This window comes from Kribbella sp. NPDC051952, assembly GCF_040680855.1.
Lineage (GTDB): Bacteria > Actinomycetota > Actinomycetes > Propionibacteriales > Kribbellaceae > Kribbella.
In genome coordinates this window covers 296,509-319,523 of sequence record NZ_JBFAXQ010000006.1, presented here as the reverse complement: position 1 = coordinate 319,523, position 23,015 = coordinate 296,509, and the positions used below count along the sequence as shown (strand labels likewise).

24 protein-coding genes are annotated in these 23,015 nt (G+C 68.1%); 10 read left to right on the top strand and 14 right to left on the bottom strand.

All coding sequences use genetic code 11. The annotated features are described in order from the left end of the window. Position 1 precedes the first annotated feature (1 nt). The 7 genes from nuoE to AB0L70_RS14815 form a co-directional block, all read right to left on the bottom strand. The gene (gene nuoE / locus AB0L70_RS14845) at positions 2 to 838 is read right to left on the bottom strand and encodes an NADH-quinone oxidoreductase subunit NuoE (RefSeq protein ID WP_363684008.1); all 837 of its coding nucleotides are present in this window, start codon (positions 836 to 838) and stop codon (positions 2 to 4) included. Next, positions 839 to 2,176 carry an NADH-quinone oxidoreductase subunit D gene (locus tag AB0L70_RS14840; RefSeq protein WP_363684006.1) on the bottom strand — a complete coding sequence of 446 codons (1,338 nt, stop codon included), beginning with the start codon at positions 2,174 to 2,176 and terminating at the stop codon, positions 839 to 841. Beyond that, entirely contained in the window at positions 2,176 to 2,859 is a 684-nt protein-coding gene (locus AB0L70_RS14835; protein WP_363684109.1) for an NADH-quinone oxidoreductase subunit C, read from the bottom strand. The genes AB0L70_RS14840 and AB0L70_RS14835 overlap by 1 nt, the downstream gene beginning before the upstream one ends. Positions 2,860 to 2,879: 20 nt before the next feature. Further along, entirely contained in the window at positions 2,880 to 3,434 is a 555-nt protein-coding gene (locus tag AB0L70_RS14830) for an NADH-quinone oxidoreductase subunit B family protein (protein WP_363684004.1), read from the bottom strand. A gap of 1 nt (position 3,435) precedes the next feature. Beyond that, a complete protein-coding gene (locus AB0L70_RS14825) occupies positions 3,436 to 3,795 on the bottom strand; it encodes an NADH-quinone oxidoreductase subunit A (protein WP_363684002.1) in 360 nt (119 codons plus the stop codon). 119 nt (positions 3,796 to 3,914) lie between these two features. Further along, on the bottom strand, positions 3,915 to 5,228 hold the full coding sequence (locus tag AB0L70_RS14820; protein WP_363684000.1) for a geranylgeranyl reductase family protein: 1,314 nt from the start codon (positions 5,226 to 5,228) through the stop codon (positions 3,915 to 3,917). 151 nt (positions 5,229 to 5,379) lie between these two features. After that, on the bottom strand, positions 5,380 to 6,078 hold the full coding sequence (locus tag AB0L70_RS14815; RefSeq protein ID WP_363683998.1) for a demethylmenaquinone methyltransferase: 699 nt from the start codon (positions 6,076 to 6,078) through the stop codon (positions 5,380 to 5,382). Positions 6,079 to 6,221: 143 nt separating this feature from the next. On the opposite strand from AB0L70_RS14815, the gene AB0L70_RS14810 reads away from it, so the two are divergent. Together AB0L70_RS14810 and AB0L70_RS14805 are read left to right on the top strand one after the other, a co-directional pair. Further along, positions 6,222 to 7,493, top strand: a complete 1,272-nt coding sequence (locus AB0L70_RS14810; protein WP_363683996.1) for an isochorismate synthase — start codon at positions 6,222 to 6,224, stop codon at positions 7,491 to 7,493. 2 nt (positions 7,494 to 7,495) lie between these two features. Further along, positions 7,496 to 8,116: an MBL fold metallo-hydrolase gene (locus AB0L70_RS14805; RefSeq protein ID WP_363683994.1), complete on the top strand. Its 621-nt coding sequence runs from the start codon at positions 7,496 to 7,498 to the stop codon at positions 8,114 to 8,116. Here the strand turns inward: AB0L70_RS14805 and AB0L70_RS14800 are convergent. After that, positions 8,109 to 8,930: a GNAT family N-acetyltransferase gene (locus AB0L70_RS14800; protein WP_363683992.1), complete on the bottom strand. Its 822-nt coding sequence runs from the start codon at positions 8,928 to 8,930 to the stop codon at positions 8,109 to 8,111. The genes AB0L70_RS14805 and AB0L70_RS14800 overlap by 8 nt on opposite strands. A 56-nt stretch (positions 8,931 to 8,986) precedes the next feature. Here AB0L70_RS14800 and AB0L70_RS14795 point away from each other — a divergent pair, with 56 nt between their 5' ends. From AB0L70_RS14795 to mptB, 4 genes are read left to right on the top strand one after another with little or no spacing between them, the layout of a single operon-like run. Further along, positions 8,987 to 9,616, top strand: coding sequence for a PadR family transcriptional regulator (locus tag AB0L70_RS14795; RefSeq protein ID WP_363683990.1), 630 nt, complete (start codon positions 8,987 to 8,989; stop codon positions 9,614 to 9,616). A 54-nt stretch (positions 9,617 to 9,670) separates the two neighbouring features. Continuing rightward, entirely contained in the window at positions 9,671 to 10,669 is a 999-nt protein-coding gene (locus AB0L70_RS14790) for an ATP-binding cassette domain-containing protein (RefSeq protein ID WP_363683988.1), read from the top strand. After that, positions 10,666 to 11,430, top strand: coding sequence for an ABC transporter permease (locus AB0L70_RS14785; RefSeq protein ID WP_363683986.1), 765 nt, complete (start codon positions 10,666 to 10,668; stop codon positions 11,428 to 11,430). The genes AB0L70_RS14790 and AB0L70_RS14785 overlap by 4 nt, the downstream gene beginning before the upstream one ends. 40 nt (positions 11,431 to 11,470) lie before the next feature. Continuing rightward, positions 11,471 to 12,898, top strand: coding sequence for a polyprenol phosphomannose-dependent alpha 1,6 mannosyltransferase MptB (gene mptB, locus AB0L70_RS14780; RefSeq protein ID WP_363683984.1), 1,428 nt, complete (start codon positions 11,471 to 11,473; stop codon positions 12,896 to 12,898). On the opposite strand, the gene menD is transcribed toward mptB, so the two are convergent. From menD to menE, 3 genes are read right to left on the bottom strand one after another with little or no spacing between them, the layout of a single operon-like run. After that, complete coding sequence (gene menD / locus AB0L70_RS14775) at positions 12,885 to 14,525, bottom strand: 2-succinyl-5-enolpyruvyl-6-hydroxy-3-cyclohexene-1-carboxylic-acid synthase (protein WP_363683982.1); 1,641 nt, start codon at positions 14,523 to 14,525, stop codon at positions 12,885 to 12,887. The genes mptB and menD overlap by 14 nt on opposite strands. Beyond that, the gene (locus tag AB0L70_RS14770; protein ID WP_363683980.1) at positions 14,522 to 15,448 is read right to left on the bottom strand and encodes an o-succinylbenzoate synthase; all 927 of its coding nucleotides are present in this window, start codon (positions 15,446 to 15,448) and stop codon (positions 14,522 to 14,524) included. The genes menD and AB0L70_RS14770 overlap by 4 nt, the downstream gene beginning before the upstream one ends. Further along, positions 15,445 to 16,536 carry an o-succinylbenzoate--CoA ligase gene (gene menE / locus AB0L70_RS14765; RefSeq protein WP_363683978.1) on the bottom strand — a complete coding sequence of 364 codons (1,092 nt, stop codon included), beginning with the start codon at positions 16,534 to 16,536 and terminating at the stop codon, positions 15,445 to 15,447. Before menE ends, AB0L70_RS14770 begins: the two co-directional genes overlap by 4 nt. A 63-nt stretch (positions 16,537 to 16,599) precedes the next feature. Between menE and AB0L70_RS14760 the strand changes: the two genes are divergently transcribed. Next, positions 16,600 to 17,472, top strand: coding sequence for a 1,4-dihydroxy-2-naphthoate polyprenyltransferase (locus AB0L70_RS14760; RefSeq protein ID WP_363683976.1), 873 nt, complete (start codon positions 16,600 to 16,602; stop codon positions 17,470 to 17,472). Here the strand turns inward: AB0L70_RS14760 and AB0L70_RS14755 are convergent, their stop codons facing one another. After that, the gene (locus tag AB0L70_RS14755) at positions 17,473 to 18,594 is read right to left on the bottom strand and encodes a PLP-dependent cysteine synthase family protein (RefSeq protein ID WP_363683974.1); all 1,122 of its coding nucleotides are present in this window, start codon (positions 18,592 to 18,594) and stop codon (positions 17,473 to 17,475) included. Positions 18,595 to 18,675: 81 nt separating this feature from the next. Here AB0L70_RS14755 and AB0L70_RS14750 point away from each other — a divergent pair, with 81 nt between their 5' ends. The 3 genes from AB0L70_RS14750 to AB0L70_RS14740 are packed head-to-tail and all read left to right on the top strand — an operon-like array spanning position 18,676 to position 20,539. Further along, the gene (locus AB0L70_RS14750) at positions 18,676 to 19,041 is read left to right on the top strand and encodes a hypothetical protein (RefSeq protein WP_363683972.1); all 366 of its coding nucleotides are present in this window, start codon (positions 18,676 to 18,678) and stop codon (positions 19,039 to 19,041) included. Beyond that, positions 19,038 to 20,057: a M48 family metallopeptidase gene (locus tag AB0L70_RS14745; RefSeq protein WP_363683970.1), complete on the top strand. Its 1,020-nt coding sequence runs from the start codon at positions 19,038 to 19,040 to the stop codon at positions 20,055 to 20,057. Before AB0L70_RS14750 ends, AB0L70_RS14745 begins: the two co-directional genes overlap by 4 nt. Then, on the top strand, positions 20,057 to 20,539 hold the full coding sequence (locus AB0L70_RS14740) for a GNAT family N-acetyltransferase (protein WP_363683968.1): 483 nt from the start codon (positions 20,057 to 20,059) through the stop codon (positions 20,537 to 20,539). The genes AB0L70_RS14745 and AB0L70_RS14740 overlap by 1 nt, the downstream gene beginning before the upstream one ends. Positions 20,540 to 20,605: 66 nt before the next feature. On the opposite strand, the gene AB0L70_RS14735 is transcribed toward AB0L70_RS14740, so the two are convergent. Both AB0L70_RS14735 and AB0L70_RS14730 read right to left on the bottom strand, forming a co-directional pair. Next, positions 20,606 to 22,192, bottom strand: coding sequence for an MFS transporter (locus AB0L70_RS14735; RefSeq protein WP_363683966.1), 1,587 nt, complete (start codon positions 22,190 to 22,192; stop codon positions 20,606 to 20,608). A gap of 56 nt (positions 22,193 to 22,248) precedes the next feature. Then, complete coding sequence (locus AB0L70_RS14730) at positions 22,249 to 22,857, bottom strand: TetR-like C-terminal domain-containing protein (RefSeq protein WP_363683964.1); 609 nt, start codon at positions 22,855 to 22,857, stop codon at positions 22,249 to 22,251. Positions 22,858 to 23,015: the final 158 nt, after the last annotated feature.

Below are 23,015 nucleotides of genomic sequence, written 5' to 3'. Positions count from 1 at the left end.
GTCAGTCCTCCTTCCGGGAGTCGTCGGAGTGCCCGGAACCGGACTCCTTGCCGGGCTGGTCCTCGGGCCGCGGCCCGGCCGCCGCCTCCGGAGAGACGGTCGCCTCGGCCGCCTGGCCGTTGCCGCCGTTGCTGCCGTTGCGGCCGGCCGGAGCCGTCCAGTTGCGCTCGCGGGCCAGCCGCAGGCCGGCCAGGGTGGCCTTGCCGCCGGTCGGGCCCTCGTCGGCGCGGCCGTCGGGGAAGCCGGCCAGCACGCGCTCGGCCTCGCGCCAGGTGCAGATCGTCGCACCGCGCGGCGACTTCACCTCGGTGCCCTCGCGCAGGTCGTCGACCAGCTGCGTGGCCGACTCCGGCGTCATGTCGTCGAAGAACTCCCAGTTCACCATCATCACCGGCGCGTAGTCGCAGGCGGCGTTGCACTCGAGGTGCTCGAGGGTGATCTTGCCATCCTCGGTGGTCTCGTCGTTGCCGACGTCGAGGTGCTGCTTGAGCCGCTCGAAGATCAGGTCGCCACCCATCACGGCGCACAGCGTGTTGGTGCAGACCCCGACGTGGTAGTCGCCGACCGGGCGGCGCTTGTACATCGTGTAGAAGGTCGCCACCGCGGACACCTCGGCACCGGTCAGCCCGAGGATCTCGGCGCAGGCCTCGATGCCCTCCGGGGTGACCCGGCCCTCGACCGACTGGACCAGGTGCAGCATCGGCAGCAGTGCGGACCGGCCGACCGGGTACCGCGCGGCCAGCTCGCGCATCTCCGCGAGAGTGGTGTCGGTGATCTTGGAGTCACCGGTGCTGTAGGGCACCGGAACGTCGGTCGCAGTCGCGTGATTCTCGGCCATCTATCGGTCCACTCCACCCATCACCGGGTCAAGGCTGGCGACAGCGACGATCACGTCGGCGACCTGTGCGCCCTCGCACATGATCGGCATCGCCTGCAGGTTTGCGAAGGACGGGTCACGGAAGTGCGCCCGGTACGGCTTCGTGCCGCCGTCGGAGACCAGGTGGCAGCCGAGCTCGCCGCGCGGCGACTCCAGCGCCACGTAGGCCTGTCCGGCCGGCACCCGGAAGCCCTCGGTGACCAGCTTGAAGTGATGGATCAGTGCTTCCATCGACTCGCCCATGATGTGCTTGATGTGGTCGAGCGAGTTGCCCATCCCGTCGGAGCCGACGGCCAGTTGGCTCGGCCAGCCGATCTTCTTGTCCGCCACCATCACCGGGTCGCCGTCCATCTTGGCCAGCCGGTCGGCGCACTGCTCGACGATCTTCAGGGACTCGTGCATCTCCTGCAGCCGGACCCGGAAGCGTCCGTAGGAGTCCGAGGAGTCCCAGGTCGGTACGTCGAAGTCGTACGTCTCATAGCCGCAGTACGGCTGGGACTTGCGCAGATCCAGCGCGTACCCGGTCGAACGGACCGGCGGGCCGGAGATACCGAGCGCCATGCAGCCGGCCAGGTCGAGGTATCCGACGTTCTGCAGGCGGGCCTTGAAGATCGGGTTCGCGTTGCAGAGGTCGGCGTACTCGGGCAGGTGCTTGTTCATCCAGGTGATGTACTCGCGGATCTTGTCCAGCGCGCCCGGGGGCAGGTCCTGGGCGACCCCGCCGGGGCGGATGAAGGCGTGGTTCATCCGCAGGCCGGTGATCAGCTCGAACAGGTCGAGCGTCATCTCCCGCTCACGGAAGCCGATCGTCATCACGGTCAGCGCGCCGATCTCCATACCACCGGTGGCAATGCAGACCAGGTGGCTGCTGATCCGGTTGAGCTCCATCAGGAGCACCCGCATCACGCTGGCCTTCTCGGGGATCTGGTCCTCGATCCCGAGCAGCCGCTCGACCGCGAGGCTGTAGGCCGCCTCGTTGTAGAACGGCGACAGGTAGTCCATCCGGGTGCAGAACGTGACGCCCTGCACCCAGGAGCGGAACTCCATGTTCTTCTCGATACCGGTGTGCAGGTAGCCGATGCCACAGCGGGCCTCGGTCACCGTCTCGCCCTCGATCTCGAGGATGAGCCGGAGCACGCCGTGGGTGGACGGGTGCTGCGGGCCCATGTTGACGACGATGCGCTCATCGGGTTCGTCGCCGAGGCCGGCCACCACCGAGTCCCAGTCCTGGCCGGTGACGGTGAAGACCTTGCCCTCGGTGGTGTCCCGGGTGGTCGCGTACGGGTCTGTTGCGGTCATTAGTTGTACGACCTCCGCGTATCGGGCGGTGGGATGACGGCGCCCTTGTACTCGACGTCGATACCGCCGAGCGGGTAGTCCTTGCGCTGCGGGTGACCTGGCCAGTCGTCCGGCATCTGGATCCGGGTCAGGGCCGGGTGCCCGTCGAAGATGATGCCGAAGAAGTCCCAGGTCTCGCGCTCGTGCCAGTCGTTGGCCGGGTAGACCGAGACGACCGACGGGATGTGCGGGTCGGCGTCGGGCGCCGACACCTCCAGCCGGATCCGCCGGTTGTGGGTGATCGACAGCAGGTGGTAGACGGCGTGCAGTTCGCGACCGGTCTCGTTCGGGTAGTGCACCCCGCTGACGCCGGAGCAGAACTCGAACCGCAGCGCCTCGTCGTCGCGCAGGTGCTGGCAGACGTCGACCAGCTGCTCGCGGGCGATGTGCAGGGTCAGCTCGTTGCGGTCGACCACGACCTTCTCGATCGCGCCCTCGTCGACCAGGCCTTCGAGTCGCTCGGTCGCGCCGTCGAACCAGGAGCCGTACGGCTTCGGCGTACCGCCGGGCAGTGCGACCTGGCGGCGCAGGCCACCGAAGCCGGAGGTGTCACCAGTGCCGCGGACACCGAACATGCCCTCGCGCTGGTCCACCACCTCGGCGTCCGGAGTCTGAGCGTCCCCGGCCGAGCTCGTCGCCGGCAGGTTCTCGGGTTGCGTATCGCTCACCGGAGCAGACCCTTCATCTCGATCGTCGGCGCGGCGGACAGTGCGGCGGCTTCCTGCTCCGACTGCAGTGCCTTCTTGTGCGCGCCGAGCTTCATGTTCTGGATCTGCTCGTGGATCTTCAGGAACGCGTCCAGCAGCATCTCCGGCCGCGGCGGGCAGCCGGGCAGGTACATGTCGACCGGTACGACGTGGTCCACGCCCTGCACGATCGCGTAGTTGTTGAACATGCCGCCCGACGACGCGCAGACACCCATCGCCAGCACCCACTTCGGGTTCGGCATCTGGTCGTAGATCTGGCGCAGTACCGGGGCCATCTTCTGGCTCACCCGGCCGGCCACGATCATCAGGTCGGCCTGGCGCGGCGAGGCCCGGAAGACCTCCATGCCGAACCGGGCGGCGTCGTAGCGCGGCGCGCCCGTGGTCATCATCTCGATCGCGCAGCAGGCCAGCCCGAAGGTTGCCGGCCACAACGACGCCTTGCGCATATAACCCAGCAGGCCCTCGACGGTGCCGAGCAGCACGCCGGCCGGAAGCTGTTCTTCAAGACCCATGTCAGTCCCACTCCAGTCCGCCGCGGCGCCATACGTAGGCGTACGCGACGAAGACGGTGACGATGAAGATGACCATCTCGACCAACCCGAACAGCGCCATCTGGTCGAAGGCGACGGCCCAGGGGTAGAGGAAGATGATCTCGATGTCGAAGACGATGAACAGCATCGCGGTGATGTAGTACTTCACCGGGAAGCGGCCACCGCCGACCGGCTGCGGGGTCGGCTCGATCCCGCACTCGTACGAGTCGAGCTTGGCCCGGTTGTAGCGCTTCGGGCCGACCAGCGCGCTCACTGTGATGCTGCCCGCCACGAAGAGCGCCGCGAGCACACCAAGAGCAAGAATCGGTACGTAAGGGTGCATCGGTCTCGTGCTCCCTCTCCTTCAGCCGGTGTCTGTCTGTTTCTGCCTATTTCGGAACAGCTATGGAACAAGCACTGTGTTATCAGTACCGCTGTGGCTCAGCTCACTCGCCCCGCCGGTCAGGCCGCCGGTGCGAGCTTGGTGAGACCGTTGATGATCTTGTCCATCACGTCGCCGTCACGCGGGTCGGTGAGGTTGGCAAGCAACTTCAAGGTGAACTTCATCAGCGTGGTGCGCGGCAGACCGTACTTGGTGCACAGCCGCATCACCTCCGGATTTCCGATCAGCTTCACGAAGATCCGGCCGAGCGTGTAGTAACCGCCGTACTCCTGCTTCAGCGCCTTCGGGTACGCCGACAACGCGCGCTCCCGCTGGTTCGACTGCCGGTGCAGGGCCTGGGCGGCGACTTCGGCGGCGAACGCCCCGGACTCCATCGCGTACGGGATGCCTTCGCCGTTGAACGGGTTGACCATGCCGCCGGCGTCGCCGAGCAGCATCAGGCCACGGGTGTAGTGCGGCTGCCGGTTGAAGCCCATCGGCAACGCCGCACCGCGGATCGGGATGGTCTGGAATTCGTCGGTGAACTGCCACTCCTCCGGGGTGTTCTTCAGCCACGCCTTGAGGAGATCCGAGTAGTCGACCTTGCCGAAGGCATCCGAGGTGTTCAGGATGCCGAGACCGACGTTGACGGTGCCGTCACCCATCCCGAAGATCCAGCCGTACCCGGGCAGCAGCACCTTCCCGCCCGGCTGCTTCGGGTCCTCGGCCCACAGCTCCAGCCAGGACTCGAGGTAGTCGTCGTTGGTCCGCGGGCTGGTGAAATACGTCCGTACGGCGACACCCATCGGCCGGTCGTCGCGCTTGTGCAGACCCATCGCGACGCTGAGGCGGGACGAGTTGCCGTCGGCCGCCATCACCAGCGGCGCGCGGTACTCCAGGTCGGCCCCGGCCCGGCGGCCGTTGTCGTCGACCGGCTTCGCGGTGACACCGACGATGAAGCCCTTGTCGTCCAGGATCGGGGCACCCACGTTGGTCCGCTCACGCAGCCGCGCCCCGGCCTTCACGGCCTGCCGGGCGAGCATGTCGTCGAAGTCCATCCGGTTCCGGGTCAGGCCGTAGTTCGGATGGCTGGCCAGGTCCGGCCAGTCCAGCTGCAACTGGTGCCCGGCGCCCTGGATCCGGAGGCCGTAGTTACGGATCCAGCCGGCCTCTTCGGAGATGTCGATGCCCATGTTGATGAGCTGCTTGGTCCCGCGCGGGGTGAGCCCGTCGCCGCAGACCTTCTCCCGCGGGAACGCGGTCTTCTCCAGGAGCAGGACGTCGAGACCGGCGTTGGCCAGGTGGTACGCCGCTGCCGAGCCGGCGGGTCCGGCACCGACGACGATCACATCGGCAGTCTCCGCCTGCTGCCCGTTCGGCACGCTCTGGCTCATCTCATCCTGGCCTGGAAGTGGGGGCTGGTGCGCTCGTGAAGCGATTCACGAGCACTCGTCACTTGACAGTCTAGGACTGCCTGACACGGACACGAAACTCGCCCCAACCCCCTTGCAGACAAGTAATTTACGCATAAGTTCCGTTGCGTAATTAAGCAGGCTTCATCGCCCGGTGGATGGCGACCAGACCACCGGTGAGGTTGCGCCATTGGACCCGGGTCCAGCCGGAGGCCTCGATGGTGCGGGCCAGTGGTTCCTGGGGCAGCCAGGCGCGGGTGGACTCGGCGAGGTACTCGTAGGCCTCGGGATTGGTCGAGACGACCTTCGCCACGGCCGGCACGGCTCGCATCATGTACTCGAGGTACACGACCCGGAACGGCTTCCAGGTCGGGTGCGACTGCTCCAGTACGACGAGTCGCCCGCCGGGGCGCGTCACCCGGAGCATCTCGCGCAGCGCGACCGTGACGTCGTTCACGTTCCGCAGCGCCCACGAGATCGTCACCACGTCGAACGTGTCGTCGGCGAACGGCAACTTCAGCGCGTCCCCGGCGATCAGGTCGAGCTCGGGGTTGCGGCGCTTGCCGACCCGGAGCATGCCGACCGAGAAGTCGCACGACACCACCTCGGCGCCGGCCTCGCGCAGCTTGACGCTGGACGCACCGGTCCCGGCCGCCAGGTCGAGGATCTTCATCCCCTTGTGCGGCGCGATCTCCTTGAACGTCTCCGGCCGCCAGTGCAGCTTCTCCAGACCCATCGTCGCCACCGCGTTGGTCCGGTCGTACCCCTCGGCCACGTTGTCGAACATGGCCGCCACGGCGTGCGGGTCCTTGCTGAGATCTGCGCGGGTCACTTGTCTAGTTGATCACGGTCCGGACAGGCACCGAAATTCGCCGGTTATGTTGCAGGCATACGCTTGCATCTCGTGAGTGCATCTCCGGGGAGCCACCCGGCCGCCGCGACCCGGGGCCGGTACACCGAGCTAGGAGTGGTCGCGTGAGCTTGTCTGACCCGGTTCGATCCGGTCAATCGCAAGCACCTCAACTGGTGATCCGCAGCCAGCCCGTCGACGACGTCGCGGCGCAACTGATGGACCATCTGCCGGCCGAAGGCGGCCTGGCCTGGGTCCGGCGTGGTGACGGTCACGTCGGCTGGGGTGTCGCCGCCCGTCTTGACGTTGCCGGTGGCAACCGCTTCCAGGAGGCGGTGGACTGGTGGCAGGAGCTGACCGCGAACGCGGTGATCCGCGACGAGGTCGGCGTACCAGGGTCGGGACTGGTCTGCTTCGGATCGTTCGGTTTCACCGATCAGGACCCGAGCCAGCTGGTCGTCCCCGAGGTGATCGTCGGCCGCCGCGGCGGCACCACCTGGGTGACCACGGTCGCACCGGCCAGCTCACTGGCCGCGCCGCCCGAGCTGGTCACGCATGAGCCGTCCCCGGTGTACGACGTCGCGTTCGCCGACGGCGCCCGGTCCGGGACGGACTGGTCGAGCATCGTCGCGGACGCGGTCAAGCGGATCACCAGCGGCGAGCTGGACAAGGTGGTGCTCGCCCGCGACCTGATCGCGATCGCAGAGCAGCCGATCGACCTGCGGTGGCCGTTGCGCCGGCTGGCGACGGCGTACCCGAACTGCTGGACGTTCTCCGTCGACGGACTGATCGGCGCCACCCCGGAGCTGCTGGTCCGCCGGGAGAAGGGCCTGATCACGTCACGGGTACTGGCCGGGACCATCCGCCGTACCGGTGACGACGCGCACGACCTCGCGCTGGCCGCGTCGCTGGCCCGGTCCTCGAAGGATCTGGAAGAGCACGAGTACGCCGTCCGGTCGGTGGCCGAGGCGCTCAAGCCGCACTGCAAGTCGATGAACGTGCCCGAGACGCCGTTCGTACTGCATCTGCCGAACGTGATGCATCTCGCCACCGACGTCGCCGGCGTCGCCGCCAACGGCGCGAACGCGCTGGGCCTGGCCGCCGCACTGCACCCGTCCGCCGCGATCTGCGGTACGCCGACACCCGTCGCGCGCGACCTGATCGGCGAGATCGAGGGCATGCAGCGCGGCCGGTTCAGCGGACCGGTCGGCTGGATGGACGCGGCCGGCGACGGCGAGTGGTGCATCGCGCTGCGCTGTGGCCAGGCCGATCCGGAGGACCCGCGCCGGATGCGCCTGTACGCCGGGGCGGGAATCGTGGCCGGATCCGATCCGGTCGCCGAGCTGGCCGAAACGAACGCCAAGTTGGTGCCGATGAGAGACGCGTTGGGAGACTAAGGGTGAAGCTGACGAAGTTCGCACATGCCTGTGTCCGGCTGGAGAAGGACGGCACGACGCTGCTGGTCGATCCGGGGACGTTCAGCGAGGACGCGGCCTTCGAGACCGCCGACGCGATCCTGGTCACGCACGAGCACCCGGACCACATCGACGCCGAGCGGCTGCGCGGCCTGGACGCACCGATCTACACCACCGCCGGCGTCGCCGCCCAGCTGGGCGATCTCGGCGAGCGGGTCACCGTCGTCGCCGACGGGCAGGCCTTCGACGCGGCCGGCTTCGCGATCCGTGCCTATGGCAAGGACCACGCGATCATCCTGCCGGAGCTCGGCGTACCGTGCGAGAACATCGGCTACCTGATCGACGACGCCGTCTATCACCCCGGCGACTCGTTCACCCAGCCCGACCGCGAGGTGCACACGAACCTGGTCCCGATCTCCGGCCCGTGGTTCTCGGTGCCGCCCGCGGTCGAGTACGCCCGGGCGATCAAGGCGCAGCAGACCGTCGGCATCCACGACGGCCTCCTCAGCCCGGTCGGCCTCGGCATGATGAAGCGCTTCATCGGCGAGGTCGCCGGCACCAACTACCTCGGCCTCGCCCCCGGCGACAGCACCGAGATCAGCTGAAGTCGTAGTCGACGAAGTCGGCGACCGAGCGGTAGCCGGCTTCGTGGTAGATCTTGTTCGACGTCGGGTTGGCGAGATCGGTGTAGAGGCACGCCTGGTTGCCCTGGGCAAGGATTTCCGCGGAGACGTGACTGGTCAGGGCACCGGCGTACCCGTGCCGACGGTGCTCGGGTGGCGTGTAGACCGGCCCGATCCGGCAGACCCCGAAGATCGGCAGGTGGTAGCCGACCATGCTGACCGGTTCACCGTCGACGTCCCAGATCCACATCGTCCCTTCCCGGAAACGCCGCTCGGCCCACCCGCGGGAGCCTGCCGCGATCTCGGCGAATCCGTCGCCTGCCCACGAAGCGACCAGGTCGACCTCGTCCGCGTGCATGATCCGCGGGGTGCCGCTGTCGGCAGAGAGCTCGGTGAGCGTCCCGAGCTTGTGCAACCGCGTGCCTTTGCTCTCGGTCGCCTGGGAATCACGAAGCTCACACCACCGCTCCGCGAACCTGGCGGCGGCCGGCCGGTCTCCCGCGACGCCGGCGAGCTCCGGCAGCAGGTCGGCGTACGCATCGGCGATCGGCGCGGCGAGGTCCTCGCGGAGAGCGCCGAGGTAGACCCCGCGTCCCGGCGTACGCATCGCTACACCAACGACTTCACCGACGTGGACCGACACGAAGTACGACGCCTCGTCCTGGGCCTTGATCGACCCGTTGGCCCGCTCGTGCACGTTGCTCATGATGATCGTGTGCAGCACCGGATCCTGTTGCAGAAAAGGAAACACGGTCTGCTCGAACGCTTGTGCGTCGGTCGTCACCCGGACATCCATGTCCGGGACGGTACGCCTGCAGCTGTGGATCGGTCGCGCGGATTTACACTGCGCTTATGTCCACGACGCGGTTGCTCCTGCTCGGAGTCGTGCGGATCTTCCAGCCGGCGCACGGGTACCAGCTGCGCCGCGAGCTACTGACGTGGAACGTGCAGGAGTGGGCGAACATCAACCCGGGCTCGATCTACACCGGTCTGCGGACGCTCGCCAAACACGGCTACCTGCAGGAGATCGACTCGCCCGGCCCGCACCGGCCCGGGCGCACGTCGTACAAGCTGACGGCCGACGGTGAGACGGAGTACTTCTCGCTGTTGCGGCAGATGTTGTGGAACGTGGAGGGCTACCACCCCGACCGGATGGGGGTCGCCCTGACCTTCATGTGGTCGCTGCGGCGCGACGAGATCCTGGCCGCGCTCGAGGCGCGGATCACCCAACTCGAGGCCCGCCAGAAGGCCGAACCGTTCGCCGAACGCCAGATCCTCGAGGACCCGGCCGTCCCGAACCACGTGGTGGAGATGTTCCGCATCACCACCGCCCGCGACAACGGCGAACTCGACTGGACCCGTGCTTTCCGCGAACGCGTCGCCGCCGGCGACTACTCCTTCGCCGGCGAACCTCCCGACTGGTCCCCCCACCCCGACATGGTCACCCACTGGCGCGAGATCCCGGATCCTCCGGCGGGTTAGAACCGGATTTAATCAACGTTGACTATTCAAGGTTGATTCTGGACACTGTTCCGCATGATGATCGAAGCTCGCGGGCTTGTCCGCACCTTCAAGACCAAGCGCGGGCCGGTGCAGGCCGTGCAGGGGGTAGACCTGGATGTGGCCGACGGAGAGATCGTCGGCTTTCTCGGCCCGAACGGGGCCGGCAAGACCACCACACTGCGGATGCTGGCGACCCTGATCACGCCGACCAGCGGGACCGCGACGGTGGCCGGTTGTGACCTGGCGAAAGACCCGGTCGGCGTCCGCCGCGGCATCGGCTATGTGCCGCAGAGCGGGTCGACGTTGCCCGAGGCGATCGCCGGCGACGAGGTCGTCGACCACGCCCGGTTGTACGGCGTACCGAAGGCGAAGGCGGCCGCGGACGGCCAGCGCTTGTTCGACGAGTTCGACCTGCCCGGCCTCTGGCGGCGGCAGTGCAAGACCTTGTCCGGCGGACAGCGTCGCCGACTCGACATCGTGATGGGGCTGATCCACAACCCCAAGCTGATCTTCCTGGACGAGCCGACCACCGGCCTCGACCCGCAGGCCCGGGCGAACCTCTGGGAGCACATCCGCGGCCTCCGCGATCGTGGCGCCACGATCTTCCTCACCACGCACTACCTGGACGAGGCGGACGCGCTCTGCGACCGGATCCTGGTCATCGACCACGGCAAGATCGTTGCCGCCGGCACCCCGGAGGCGCTGAAGCAGCAGGTCTCCGGCGACGCCGTACGCCTCAGCCTTGGCGATGCCGCGCAGGCACCCGCGGTCAGCAAGATCGTCGGCGATCTGGACGGCGCGGTCGAGGTGGAGACCGACGGCGACGTGGTCGGCTTCCGCATTCCCCGCGGTGGTTCGGTCCTGCCCGGCCTGCTCCGCTCGATCGATGCCCAGGGCATCGAATTGCACGGCGTCGAGGTCCATCGCCCGACGCTCGACGACGTGTTCCTGACCATGACCGGCCGGTCCCTGCGCGACGAGGACGCCCCGGCTCCGGAGACCGCCGAAGCAGAGAAGGAGACCGTGGCATGACCGTGCTCAGGGAGACGTGGATTGTGTTCCACCGGGCGATGCGGCTGTCGCTGCGCAACCCGATGTGGTCCATCCTGATGCTCAGCCAGCCGCTGATGTACCTGTTCCTGTTCGGCCCACTGCTGAAGCCGATCACCGCACAGATCAGCCAGGGCGCGACCACGAACGCCTACCAGGTGTTCATCCCCGGCCTGATCGTCCAGCTCGGCATGTTCGGCGCGATGTTCGTCGGCTTCGGCCTGATCGCCGAGTACCGGGCCGGCGTGATCGAGGCGGACCGGGTCACCCCGGCGTCGCGGATCGCGTTGATGGCAGGGCGAGTACTGCGCGATGTCGTCGTACTCGTGGTCCAGTCGATCCTGCTGCTGGTCGCCGCTCTTCCGCTCGGCCTGCGCGCACCGTGGGGCGGCGTACTGCTGTCGCTGGTGATCGTCGCTCTGCTCGGCGCGACCTTCGCCTCGCTGTCGTACTCGGTCGCGCTCATCACCAAGAGCGAGGACGCACTGGCCCCGCTGCTGAACGGGATCGCCATGCCGTTGCTGCTGCTGTCCGGCATCCTGCTGCCGATGCAGATCGGCCCGACCTGGCTGCAGCGGCTGTCCGACATCAGCCCGCTCAAGCACGTCGTCAACGGCGTACGGGCGTTGTTCCGTGGGGACATCGGCAGCAGCTCGTCGCTGTGGGGTCTGTTCTGGGTCGTACTGCTCACTGTGATCGGCCTGGCGGTCGGGGCACGCACTTTCCGCAAGGAATCCGCCTGACGTTCATCGAGAAGTCGCACAGCGTGGTTAGCGTCGCACTGTGCGCTCGTCGTTGGTCCGTGGGGTTGCCGGCTCTGTCGTAGTCGCCCTGGCCAGCCTGGTGACCTCGGTGGTGCCCGCGTCGTCATGGGTCGCCACCCTGCCCATCACCGGCGCACTTCGACACACCCTGCCCGGCCGGATGATCGGACTGACGTTCATGGTCGCCGGGCTCGGGCTGATGGCCTGGGCCTGGCTGACCGTGGGCCGGCAAGTGATGGCGGGACTGCGGCCACCGTTGCTGCGGATGGCGGCGTACTGGAGCGCACCGCTGCTCCTGATCCCGCCACTGTTCAGCCGCGACGCCTGGAGCTACGCAGCGCAGGGCGCACTCGTCGCCGAGGGCTACAACCCGTACGACGTCGGCCCTGGCGTACTGTCCGGCCACATCATCGAAGCGGTCGACCCGATGTGGATGCAGACCCCTGCGCCGTACGGTCCACTGCCACTCGCGTACGGCGGTCTGGTCGCGCACCTCACCATGGACCCGTACGTCCTGATGCTCGCGCACCGTCTACTCGCCGTACTGGGCTTCGTGCTGATCGCCTGGGCCGTGCCGCGGCTGGCAGCCGCCTGTCGGGTGGACCCCACCTTCGCGGTCTGGTTGGTGGTGCTGAACCCGATGCTGATCACGCATGGCATCGGCGCGGCCCACAACGACGTACTGATGCTCGGACTGGCCTGTAGCGCGTTCGCACTGGCCCTGACCGGCCAATGGGGTACGGCGGCAGTCGTAGCAGGGGCCGCGGCTGCGGTGAAACTTCCGGGCGGACTCGTGGTGATCGCGATCGCCGCAGTGATGAGCCCGCTGGCCGGACGGGCGTTGCGGTTCGCCAGTCTGGTCGTCGCGGGCGTGGTGTCCGTCCTGACCCTGGTCACCATCGGTGAATTGACCGGTGTGGGTTCAGGCTGGATGAGTGCGCTCGACGTACCCGGTCTGGTCCGTTCACCGTTCTCGATCGCCAACCTGATCGGCATGGCGGCGTCCGGCGTACTGCAGTGGCTGGGCGACGACTCCGCGGCTCAACAAGCGTTGGCGATCGTCCGCCTGGTCGGAATGGTGGTCGCGGTCAGCCTGATCGCTGTCCTGAGCCTTCGCTCGTCCATCCACCATGCGGCACGCGCGGTCGGCATCGCACTGCTGGCGGTCGTCGTACTGGGTCCGAGCGCACACGACTGGTACTTCCTCTGGTGCCTGCCGTTCCTGGCCGTAGCCCGACCGGGCCGCCGGATGACCATGATCATCACCGCGGTCAGCCTGATTTTCACGATCGCCGCGCCACTCAACTCGTCCCTGCGCGGCGCGACGATCCCGATCCTCACCACGACCGCGCTGGCGATCGCCACGGTCGTGCCGCTGCTCAACCACCTGCGCACCATGCACCCGAAGCGGAAGCCCGCGCCCGTCGAGGTCCCTACAGCTGTTTGACAGCGGCAACCAGTGCTTCGTTGAGCGGCCGGTGCCCACTGCGCGGGATGCGCGCCTCCACCACACTCAGACCGGCGACAGTCGGTGCCAGCGCGGCCCGCAAGGCATCCGGAGTCTCCGCCAGCTCGTACGGCGTACCCGTGGCACTGCAGAGTGCGCCGAGGTCGACGTTGTGCGGCGTACCGAAGACCCGCTCGAAGTGCGTGGCATGCGTCGGGTCACCCTGCTCGAGGGTGGAGAAGATGCCGCCGCCGTTGTCGTTGACCACCACGATCCGTAGGTCGGGACGGGCCTCGTCCGGACCGATGACGAGTCCGTTGCTGTCGTGCAGGAAGGCCAGGTCGCCGATCAGCGCGTACGTCGGTCCTGCGTTCGCCAGCGCGGCGCCGACCGCGGTCGAGATGGTGCCGTCGATGCCGGCCAGGCCGCGGTTGGCGATGGTCCGGATCGGGACGATCTGGGCGAGGTCGAGGTCGCGGACCGGGTTCGAGGAGGCGACCACCAGCATGCCGTCGGCGCCGACGGCCTCGCCGACGATCGCCGCCACCCGGGGTCCGCTCAGGTCGTCCGCGAGTACCTTGTCGATCGCCGGACGGGCCTGCTGATCAGCCTGCTGCCAACTATCCAACCAGTTGGTGGTATCCGCCTCGGTGACCTCGAGCCCGGTCACCACGGCCGCCGCGCGACGCGCCGGATCCGGCCACAACCCCGTCGGCGAGACCACGATCACCTCGACGTCCGGCCGCGCCAGCAGCTTGGAGATCGGTCGCGACAACGTCGGATGCCCGAACACCAGCACCCGCTCGATCTGGTCCGCCAAAGAACTTGCCTGCAGCAACAACCGGTACGCCGAGATCACCGACGGACCGATCCGGGCCCGGCTCGACGGCTCCGCGAACAACGGCCACCGGCCCGCCTCCGCCGCCAGCCGCGCGGCCTGCGACGCACCGTCACCCGCGACCACCACCGTCTTCGGCCCTGGCGACACAGCGGACGGCTGCCCGGCCGCGGCATGGATAGCGGTCCACGGCCCGGTGCTGCGTCCGCTCAGCGACTCCGGCCACTCAGGACCATCCGTCGGTACCAGCGGCTCCGCCAACGGGCAGTTGAGCTGCACCGGCCCCGGATCCGACGATCGTGCACCGACCGCGTTGGCCACGGCGCGTGCGACCTGTGAACGCCAGTACGCGACCTGACCGACCTCTCGGACCGGCGTACCCATCTCGTGGAACATCCGCACCGCAGAGCCGAAGACCTTCAGCTGATCCGTGGTCTGGTTGGCGCCGCTCCCCCGCAACGCCGGCGGGCGGTCTGCGCTGAGCACGATCAACGGCAGCCCACTGTGCGACGCCTCGAGTGCGGCCGGGTGCAGGTTGGCGACCGCAGTACCGGAAGTGGTGACGACCGGCACGGGCAGTCCGGTCCCCCGGATCAGGCCGATCGCCAAGAATCCCGCCGTACGCTCGTCGATCCGGACATGTAGCCGCAGCCGGCCGTCGCGGTCCGCAGCGGCGAGTGCCAACGCCAGTGGGGCACTCCGCGATCCCGGCGCGACCACTGCCTCGCGGACGCCGCACCGGATCAGTTCGTCGACCACTACCGTGGCAAACGCTGTGGACGGGTTCATCCGGCACTCCTTACTCGTTCCATGCGCTCTTCCCACACTGCAGTCCTGCTCTCATCCGCACGTGCCGCGTCCAGCAGCACGGGGTCCGGCTGCAGTCGCTGGACGGGTAGGTAGCCGTCCACGGGCAGCAGGGGTTCCGCGACAACCTCTTGGGTGAACATCGACACCGTGGCCAGGCCGCACGCGTACGGGAGCTCCGGAAGCGCAGCAGCCAAAGCGACTCCGGCCGCAATGCCGATGGACGTCTCGAGCGCGGACGACACCACTACGGGCAGTCCGATCCGCTCGGCGATCTCGAGGCACGCCCGGACCCCACCGATCGGCTGCACCTTCAGTACGGCGATATCCGCCGCATCCAACTCCCGCACCAGCAAAGGGTCTTCGGCCCGCCGGATCGACTCGTCGGCCGCGACCAACACGTCCGTGCGTCGTCGGACCGTAGCCAGCTCTTCCACAGTCGCGCAGGGCTGCTCGACGTACTCCAGGTCGAAGCGCTTGAGCTCTTTGAGGCACCGGAGCGCTTCATCCACAGACCAGGCACCGTTGGCGTCGATCCGCACCCGTCCGCCACCGATCGCGTCCCGGACGGCCTCGACCCGCGCCAGGTCGTCCTTGAGTGTCTGACCCGGCTCGGCGACCTTCACCTTCGCCGTACCGCAGCCTGACGCCCTGACGATCTCGGCAGCCTTCTCCGGACCTATTGCGGGCACTGTGCAGTTCACCGGGATCGCATCCCTGATCGGCGCCGGCCATCCGTCATCGGCCGCCTCCCGCGCGGCCCGAAGCCAGGACACGCACGTGGCGTCGTCGTAGTCCAGGAACGGACTCCACTCGGCCCAGCCGGCCGGGCCCTCGAACAGCATGCCCTCGCGCACGGTGATGCCACGGAACTTGTTCTTCAGGCCGATCGAGTACGTGATCACCGCACGCCCTCCAGCAACGCCTGGCGATCAACCTTGCCCGAGGCAAGCATCGGCAACGCGTCCAGGGTGATCACCTCGCGCGGCGCCCAGTTCCGGGGCAGGGTTTCACTGACCCAGTCGCGCAACTCGTCCCGGCTGGGCTCACCGACGACGAACGCGACCACGCGGGTCCCCCACTCCGCATCCGGCACGCCCAGCACCACTGCGTCCTTGACGCGCGGGTGTTCGAGCAACCGGGCCTGCACGGTGGTGAGGGTGACGTTGACGCCGCCGGAGATCACCACGTCGTCGACCCGACCGATCACCCGTAGCCGTCCATCCACGAGCTCACCGCGGTCCTGGGTCCGGAACCACCCGTCCCGCAGTACCTCCTGGGTCAGCTCGGGCCGCAGCCGGTACCCGGAGAACAGGGTGCTGCCCTTGATCAGGATCCGCCCATCGTCCAGTCCGATCGACGTCCCCGTCAGCGGCTCACCGGCGTACACACAGCCACTGCCCGTCTCGGTCATCCCGTACGCCGGAATCACGGTGACGCCGGCCTCCGCGGCTCGAGCCTTCAGTGGAGCCGGAGTGGCCGCACCACCGATCACAATCGCGTCGAACGACCGCAATGCGTCGAGGTCGGTCTCCAGATAGCGTGCGAGCTGGGTCGGCACCATCGCTGTGTACCGTCGCCCGCCGGTCATCGACTGGGCGGCCGCAGTGAAGCTGTCTCCGAGGAGCACGGGCGTCAGACCGGCCACGACCGAGCGGGTGAGGATCTGCAGGCCTCCGACGAAGTACGGCTTCATCGGGAGCAGCCATTGACCCGGTCCGCCGAGTCGCTCGTGTGTTGCGACCGCGGACGCGAGCAGGGCCTCGCGGGACAGCAGCACGCCCTTCGGCTCACCGGATGACCCGGAGGTCGTCAGTACGACCGCGCAGTCGCCCTCCAGCGGCTCGTCCGGTGCCGCAGCCTGCCGGACCCGGGCAGCCGCCGCCGGGTCGGACGGTACCGGGGCAAACGGCGTACCGCTGCCCTCCAGTACGCCGGTGAGCGCTGACAGCACGTCTTCCGGCGTACCGGGGACCAGGCGCAAAGTAGACATGTCAGTCCGAGCGTACGGCCCTCGTTGCCGACGGCTGCCGAGTGGCTGACAGAATCGACGGTCATGGCCACCCTTGCCCAGTGGATCGAAGGCGCCCGCCCGCGCACGCTCCCCGCCGCGATCTCCCCTGTCCTCGTCGGAACCGGCGCAGCGGCGTACCTGGACGGCTTCGTCTGGTGGAAGGCACTGCTGGCCCTGGGCGTCGCCCTGACCCTGCAACTCGGGGTCAACTACGCCAACGACTACAGCGACGGCATCCGCGGTACGGACGAGAACCGCGTCGGCCCACTGCGCCTGGTCGGCTCCAAAGTCGCCACCCCGGGACAGGTGAAGACCGCAGCCTTCACCTGCTTCGGCGTGGGCGCCGTACTCGGCATCGTCCTCTGCGCGACCTCGTCGTGGTGGCTCCTGGTCGCCGGTGCGGCCTCTCTGGTCGGGGCGTGGTTCTACACCGGCGGGTCCAAGCCGTACGGCTACCGGGCTCTTGGTGAGGTCAGCGTCTTCCTCTTCTTCGGACTGGTCGCCGTACTAGGCACGACGTACGTCCAAGCCGAGGCCCTGAGCTGGACCGCAGTAGCCGGCGCCGTCTCGGTCGGCTCCATCGCCTGCGCCCTCCTGGTCGCCAACAACCTCCGCGACATCCCCACCGACACGGTCTCCGGCAAACGCACCCTCGCGGTAGTCCTAGGCGCTCCGAACTCCCGCCGCCTCTACGCCGCCTTGGTAGCGCTGGCCTTCGTCCTCGCGGCCGTCTCAGTCCTCGCCACCCCGTGGACCCTCCTGGCCTTCATAGCCATCCCCTTGGCCATCAAGTCCATCCGAGTAGTCCTCAGCGACGCCGTAGGCCCAGCCCTGATCCCAGTCCTCAAGGGCACCGGCCAAACCGAACTCCTGTACGCCGTAGGCCTGGCAGTAGGCCTCGCCCTCGGCGCCTAACTACTCGCCTGGTTCGGTCCAGCGGCCGGTGGTTGCGAAGCCCTCGAGGGTGGTCAGGTAGGGCGTGATGTCGATGCCGCTGGTGCGGAGCCAGGCGTCGTCGTAGTAGGTGTTGCCGTAGCGTTCGCCGCTGTCGCAGAGGAGGGTGACGATCGAGCCGCGGGCGCCGGTACGACGCATTTCGGCGGCCAGGCGGAGAGCTCCCCAGAGGTTGGTGCCGGTGGAGCCGCCGACGAGGCGGCCGGTGACCCGGGAGCAGAAGCGCATGGCGGCGATCGAGGCCGCGTCGGGGATGGAGATCATCCGGTCGACGACCCCGAGGACGAACGACGGCTCGACGCGCGGGCGGCCGATGCCCTCGATGCGGGAGGGGCGGCCGGTGGAGTGGTCGTGGTCGCCGGCTTCGAAGGCGGGGAAGAAGGCCGAGTTCTCCGGGTCGACGACCGCGACGGAGGTGTCGTGGCGCTGGTAGCGGACGTAGCGGCCGATGGTGGCCGAGGTGCCGCCGGTACCGGCGCCGACGACGATCCAGGTGGGGATCGGGTGCTGCTCCAGGCTGAGCTGGTCGAAGATCGACTCGGCGATGTTGTTGTTGCCACGCCAGTCGGTCGCGCGTTCGGCGTACGTGAACTGGTCCATGTAGTGGCCGCCGGTCTCCTCGGCCAGGCGCTTGGCCTCGCCGTAGATCTGGCCGGAGCGCTCGACGAAGTGGCAGCGGCCGCCGTAGAACTCGATCAGCTCGACCTTCTCGGGGCTGGTCGAGCGCGGCATCACCGCGACGAACGGGAGGCCGAGAAGGCGGGCGAAGTACGCCTCGCTGACCGCGGTCGAGCCGCTGGAGGCCTCAATCACCGTGGTGCCCTCGGTGATCCAGCCGTTGCAGAGCGCGTACAGGAACAGGGACCGGGCCAGCCGGTGCTTGAGCGAGCCGGTCGGGTGCACGGACTCGTCCTTCAGGTACAGATCCACACCGGTGCCCTCGGGCATCGGGAAGACGTGCAGGTGGGTGTCCGCACTGCGGTTCGCATCGGCGTCCACGATCCGGATCGCCTCCGAGACCCAGGCCCGCGCCTTCTCGTCGCGCCGGTCCACCTCACGACACACCCCGTCAACCTCACTCATGCGGGCCAGGCTAGGGGTTATAGGCGGATTTGAGTATTCCTACGCTCGGTGAACGGACGGCCGGGCGGAACGATAAACGTCATGATTCCCCTCGGACCGATCAACTTCTCGCCGGCCGACATCGCGTTGATCCTCGGCGCGCTGCTGGTCATCGGTGTGTGCGCGGCGCTGCCGGTCACGATCCCGTTGGCTCTCGTCGGGCGGCTCCGCGGCGTTCAGCACCCCGGGTGGAACGCCTTCTGGTACTGGCTCTGGGGCACCGGCCTCTCGGTCGCCGTGATGGGCAGCCTGATCCAGACCGGTATCGGCTGGGCCGTCGTCCCCCTCGGCTGGATCCCCACCGGACTGATCGCCGTACTGGCCTATCTGCGCCGGCCACGCCCCCAGGCACGACCCAACGGCGAGCTAGGTTGGGGGGACATGACGACTGGGCAGGGGGAGCGATGAGCGAGAACGACGACCGGCCGACGCGGCAGCGGGCGACGCTGACCGATATCAGTTCGCGGGCGTGGGAACACCCGGCGGACCGGGGCGCGCTGGTGGCGCTGCGGCAGCTGAAGGGATTCGATTTCATCCTGCGGAAGATGTCCGGCCTGATCAACGAGCGGGCCTTCCGGCTGCAGTTCCTCGGCTCCGCGATCCGGGTCGACGAGCGCCAGTTCCCCACCGTGCACCGGCTCTACACCGAAGCGGGTACGACGCTCGACGTCCGGGAACTGCCCGAACTGTTCGTCACCAACAGCCCGATCTGGAACGCCGTCACGATCGGCATGGACCGCCCGTTCATCGTGGTCAACAGCGCCCTGATCCAGGGCATGGACGAGGAAGAGCTCCGGTTCGTCCTCGGTCACGAGCTCGGCCACGCGCAGAGCGGACACGCGCTGTACCAGTCCCTGCTGTTCTGGCTGATGCGCTTGACCGGCGCGTTCCAGTGGATGCCGATCGGCGCCCTGGGCATCCGCGCCATCGTCGCGGCCCTGCACGAGTGGTCCCGCAAGGCCGAGCTGTCCGGCGACCGGGCCGGCCTGCTCGCCGTCCAGGACCCCGCCGTCGCGCTCCGCGTCCAGATGAAGCTCGCCAGCGGCGGTCAGCTCGGTGAGCTCGACACCACGGCCTTCCTCGCGCAGGGAACGGAGTACGAAAGCTCCGGCGACCTGCGTGACAGCGTGCTGAAGCTGCTGCTGCTCGAGGCGCAGTCGCACCCGCTCGCCGTCATCCGCGCGCACGAGCTGCGGCGCTGGGTGGACGAGGGCGAGTACACGACGATCGTCTCCGGCGACTACCCGAAGCGGCAGGACGACGACGCCGCCTCGATCTCCCAAGAGGCGAAGAACGCGGCCAAGTCGTACTCCGACGCCTTCAACCGTTCCCAGGACCCGCTGGCCAAGCTGCTCCGCGACCTCGGTGACGGCCTGGGCGGTGTCCGCGACTGGGTTTCCTCGAAGTTCCCTCCGAGGACCTGATGATCGAGATCAACCCGGTCGGTCCCGACGACTGGAAGGCCTGGCGCGAACTCCGGCTCGCGGCGCTCGAGGAAGCGCCGTACGCCTTCGGTTCGCAACTGGCCGACTGGATCGACGCACCCGAACAACGCTGGCGGGACCGGCTGTCCGCACCCGGCGCCTACCAGGTGATCGCCTCGCTCGACGGCACGCCGGTCGGCATGGCCGGCGGCTTCCTCGCCGACGAACCCGGTACGGCGGAACTCGTGTCGATGTGGATCGCACCGGCCGGACGTGGCCAGGGCGTCGGCGACGCCCTGATGACGACCATCGAGACCTGGGCCCGCGGCGTCAGCGCGACCGTCCTCGAACTGGCCGTTGCGGACGGCAACGACCCGGCGCACAAGCTCTATCTCCGCAACGGTTTCACCGATACCGACAAACTCGGTGACCTGATGCCCGACGGCGTACGCCGCGAACTCGTCATGCACAAAGCACTCTGACCCAGGACGAACCGAAGGGCCCGCTCTACTCCTCCCGGAGAGCGGGCCCTTCGTGTATTCGGGGCGTCAGCCGATGTGGACGGGTCCACTCGGGTTGTCACCGGCCAGGTCCTTGGCCTTCACCGACAAGCCGATCAGCGTCACCACAGCCGCGCCGAGGGCCAGGAACGTCGACCACAGGAACGCGCGGGTGAATCCGTGCGTCGTGGCCACCGCGGTGAACTGGCCCTGCAACTGCTTGATCTGCTCCGGCGACTGCCCGGACGCGGCCGCCTGCTGCAGGCCCGGGGCCAGCTCGGCGAACTTGTCCTTGATCGCGCTGGTGGAGATCGTACCCAGCAGCGCCAGGCCGACCGCACCACCGATCTGCTGGACCGTGTTCAGTACGGCGGAACCGACGCCGGAGTCCTCGTTCGCGACTCCACTGACCGCGGTCAGGGTGAGCGGCACGAAGATCAGGCCCATCCCGAACGACAGCAGCATGATGAACGGCAGCAGGTGGGTCAGGTACGACGAGTCCACCTCGAGCCGGCTGAATCCGAACATGCCGGCCGCGACGAACACCCCACCGGCACCGGCGAGCCAGCGCGGGTCCACCCGGGCGATCAGGGTCGACGCGACCTGGGCCGCGATCACGATGCCGACGCTGAACGGAAGGAACGCGAATCCGGTCTTGATCGCGCTGTAGCCCATGATGTTCTGCACGAAGATGCCCAGGAAGTAGAACATCGAGAACATCGCCGCGCCGACGATCAGCATCACGAAGAAGCTGACGCCGCGGGTCCGGTTCGCGAGGATCCGGAACGGCATCAGTGCGTGCCGCGAGCGGGCCTCGATCAGCAGGAAGATCGCGACCAGGGCCAGACCGCCGAGGATGAAGGTCAGCGTCAGCGGGTCACTCCAGCCGTCCGCGGACGCGTGGTTCAGGCCGTAGACCAGACCGGCCAGACCGACCGAGCCGGTGATCGCACCAGGCAGGTCGAACTTCCCGCTCTGCCGGGCCGACTCACCCAGGAAGCGGAGCGCGAGCACCGCCACGATCAGGCCGATCGGGGTGTTGATGAAGAACGTCCAGCGCCAGGAGGCCTCCGTCAGGACGCCACCGAGGATCAGGCCTACGGCCGCGCCGGCACCGGACATCGCGGCGTACACACCCATCGCCCGGTTGCGCTCCTTGCCGGCCGGGAAGGTGGTGGTGATCAGCGCGAGCGCGTTCGGCGAAGCCGCCGCGGCCGCGAGACCTTGCAGGATCCGGCTGGCCAGCAGCACGCTCTCACTCTGGGCGATACCACCGACGAACGACGCCAGGCCGAACAGCACGACGCCGAAGATGAACACCTTGCGGCGACCGATGATGTCGCCGATCCGGCCACCGAGCAGGAGCAGACCACCGAACGCCAGCGCGTAGGCGTTGACCACCCACGGCAGGTTCCCGTCGCTGAAGCCCAGCGCGGTCTGGATGTGTGGCAGGGCGATGTTGACGATGGTGCCGTCCAGCACCACCATCAGCTGCGCCATGCTGATCAGTGCGAGCGCGATGCCGAGGTTGCGGTGGCCGCCGCTCCCGGTGCCCGCCTCGGCGCCGGGCGTACCGGTGGCCGTGTCGACCGGCCGGCGGTCCGGCGGATCGGCTTTCACAACGTCTTCGGACATAACTATTTCCCCTCTTGGGCAGACTGTTTGCTTGTCGCGGACCGGCCCCTCACCGGTCAGCTCACCTGCGACCCCCGCGCCGCAGGCAGGATCACGTGATCGATCACTCGCAGAATCAGGTCGTCCGTCGGCTCGACGCCGATGATGTAGGCCTGGTGCACGATGACCGCGGGCAGCGTGACGGCGAGCAGCTCGATGTCGACCTCGGGGCCGATCTCGCCGCGCTCGACCGCGCGCTCGTACACCTTGCGGGTCAGGTTCAGCCGGGGTGCGAGGAAGCGCTCCTGGAACGCCTTCTGCAGCTCCGGGTCCCGGTGCAGCGCGGTCACCAGGCCCGCGATCACCGACATCGGCATCTCATCGGTAAAGCCACCGTCGCCGCAGGACATCGAGATCAGGTCGCCGCGCAGGCTGCCGGTGTCGACGTCCTCCGGCATCGGACAGCCCTTGGCCCGGCTGATCGCGTCGACGACCAGCTCGGCCTTGGTCTGCCAGCGCCGGTACAGCGTCGCCTTGCTGGCCTTCGCCGCGGTCGCGACCGCGTCCATGGTCAGCCGGTCATAGCCCAGCTCGGCCACCACCGCGACGGTGGCGTCGAGGATCTCTTCCTCGCGCCCACCCTCGACCCGAGGCCGCTGCTGCCGCACTCCCGCTGTCTCCACCATGATCACCCTGCGTATGCCCCGTGTTACCGATAGAACGAAACCGTTTCGTTCTATCAACCACAGTACGACTCATGTGAAGGCATGCACAAACGATTTTGGAAGAAATCCCGGAGTGGGGTAGGTCACTCTCCGTACCAGTTGTACCGGTGGTACGGCGC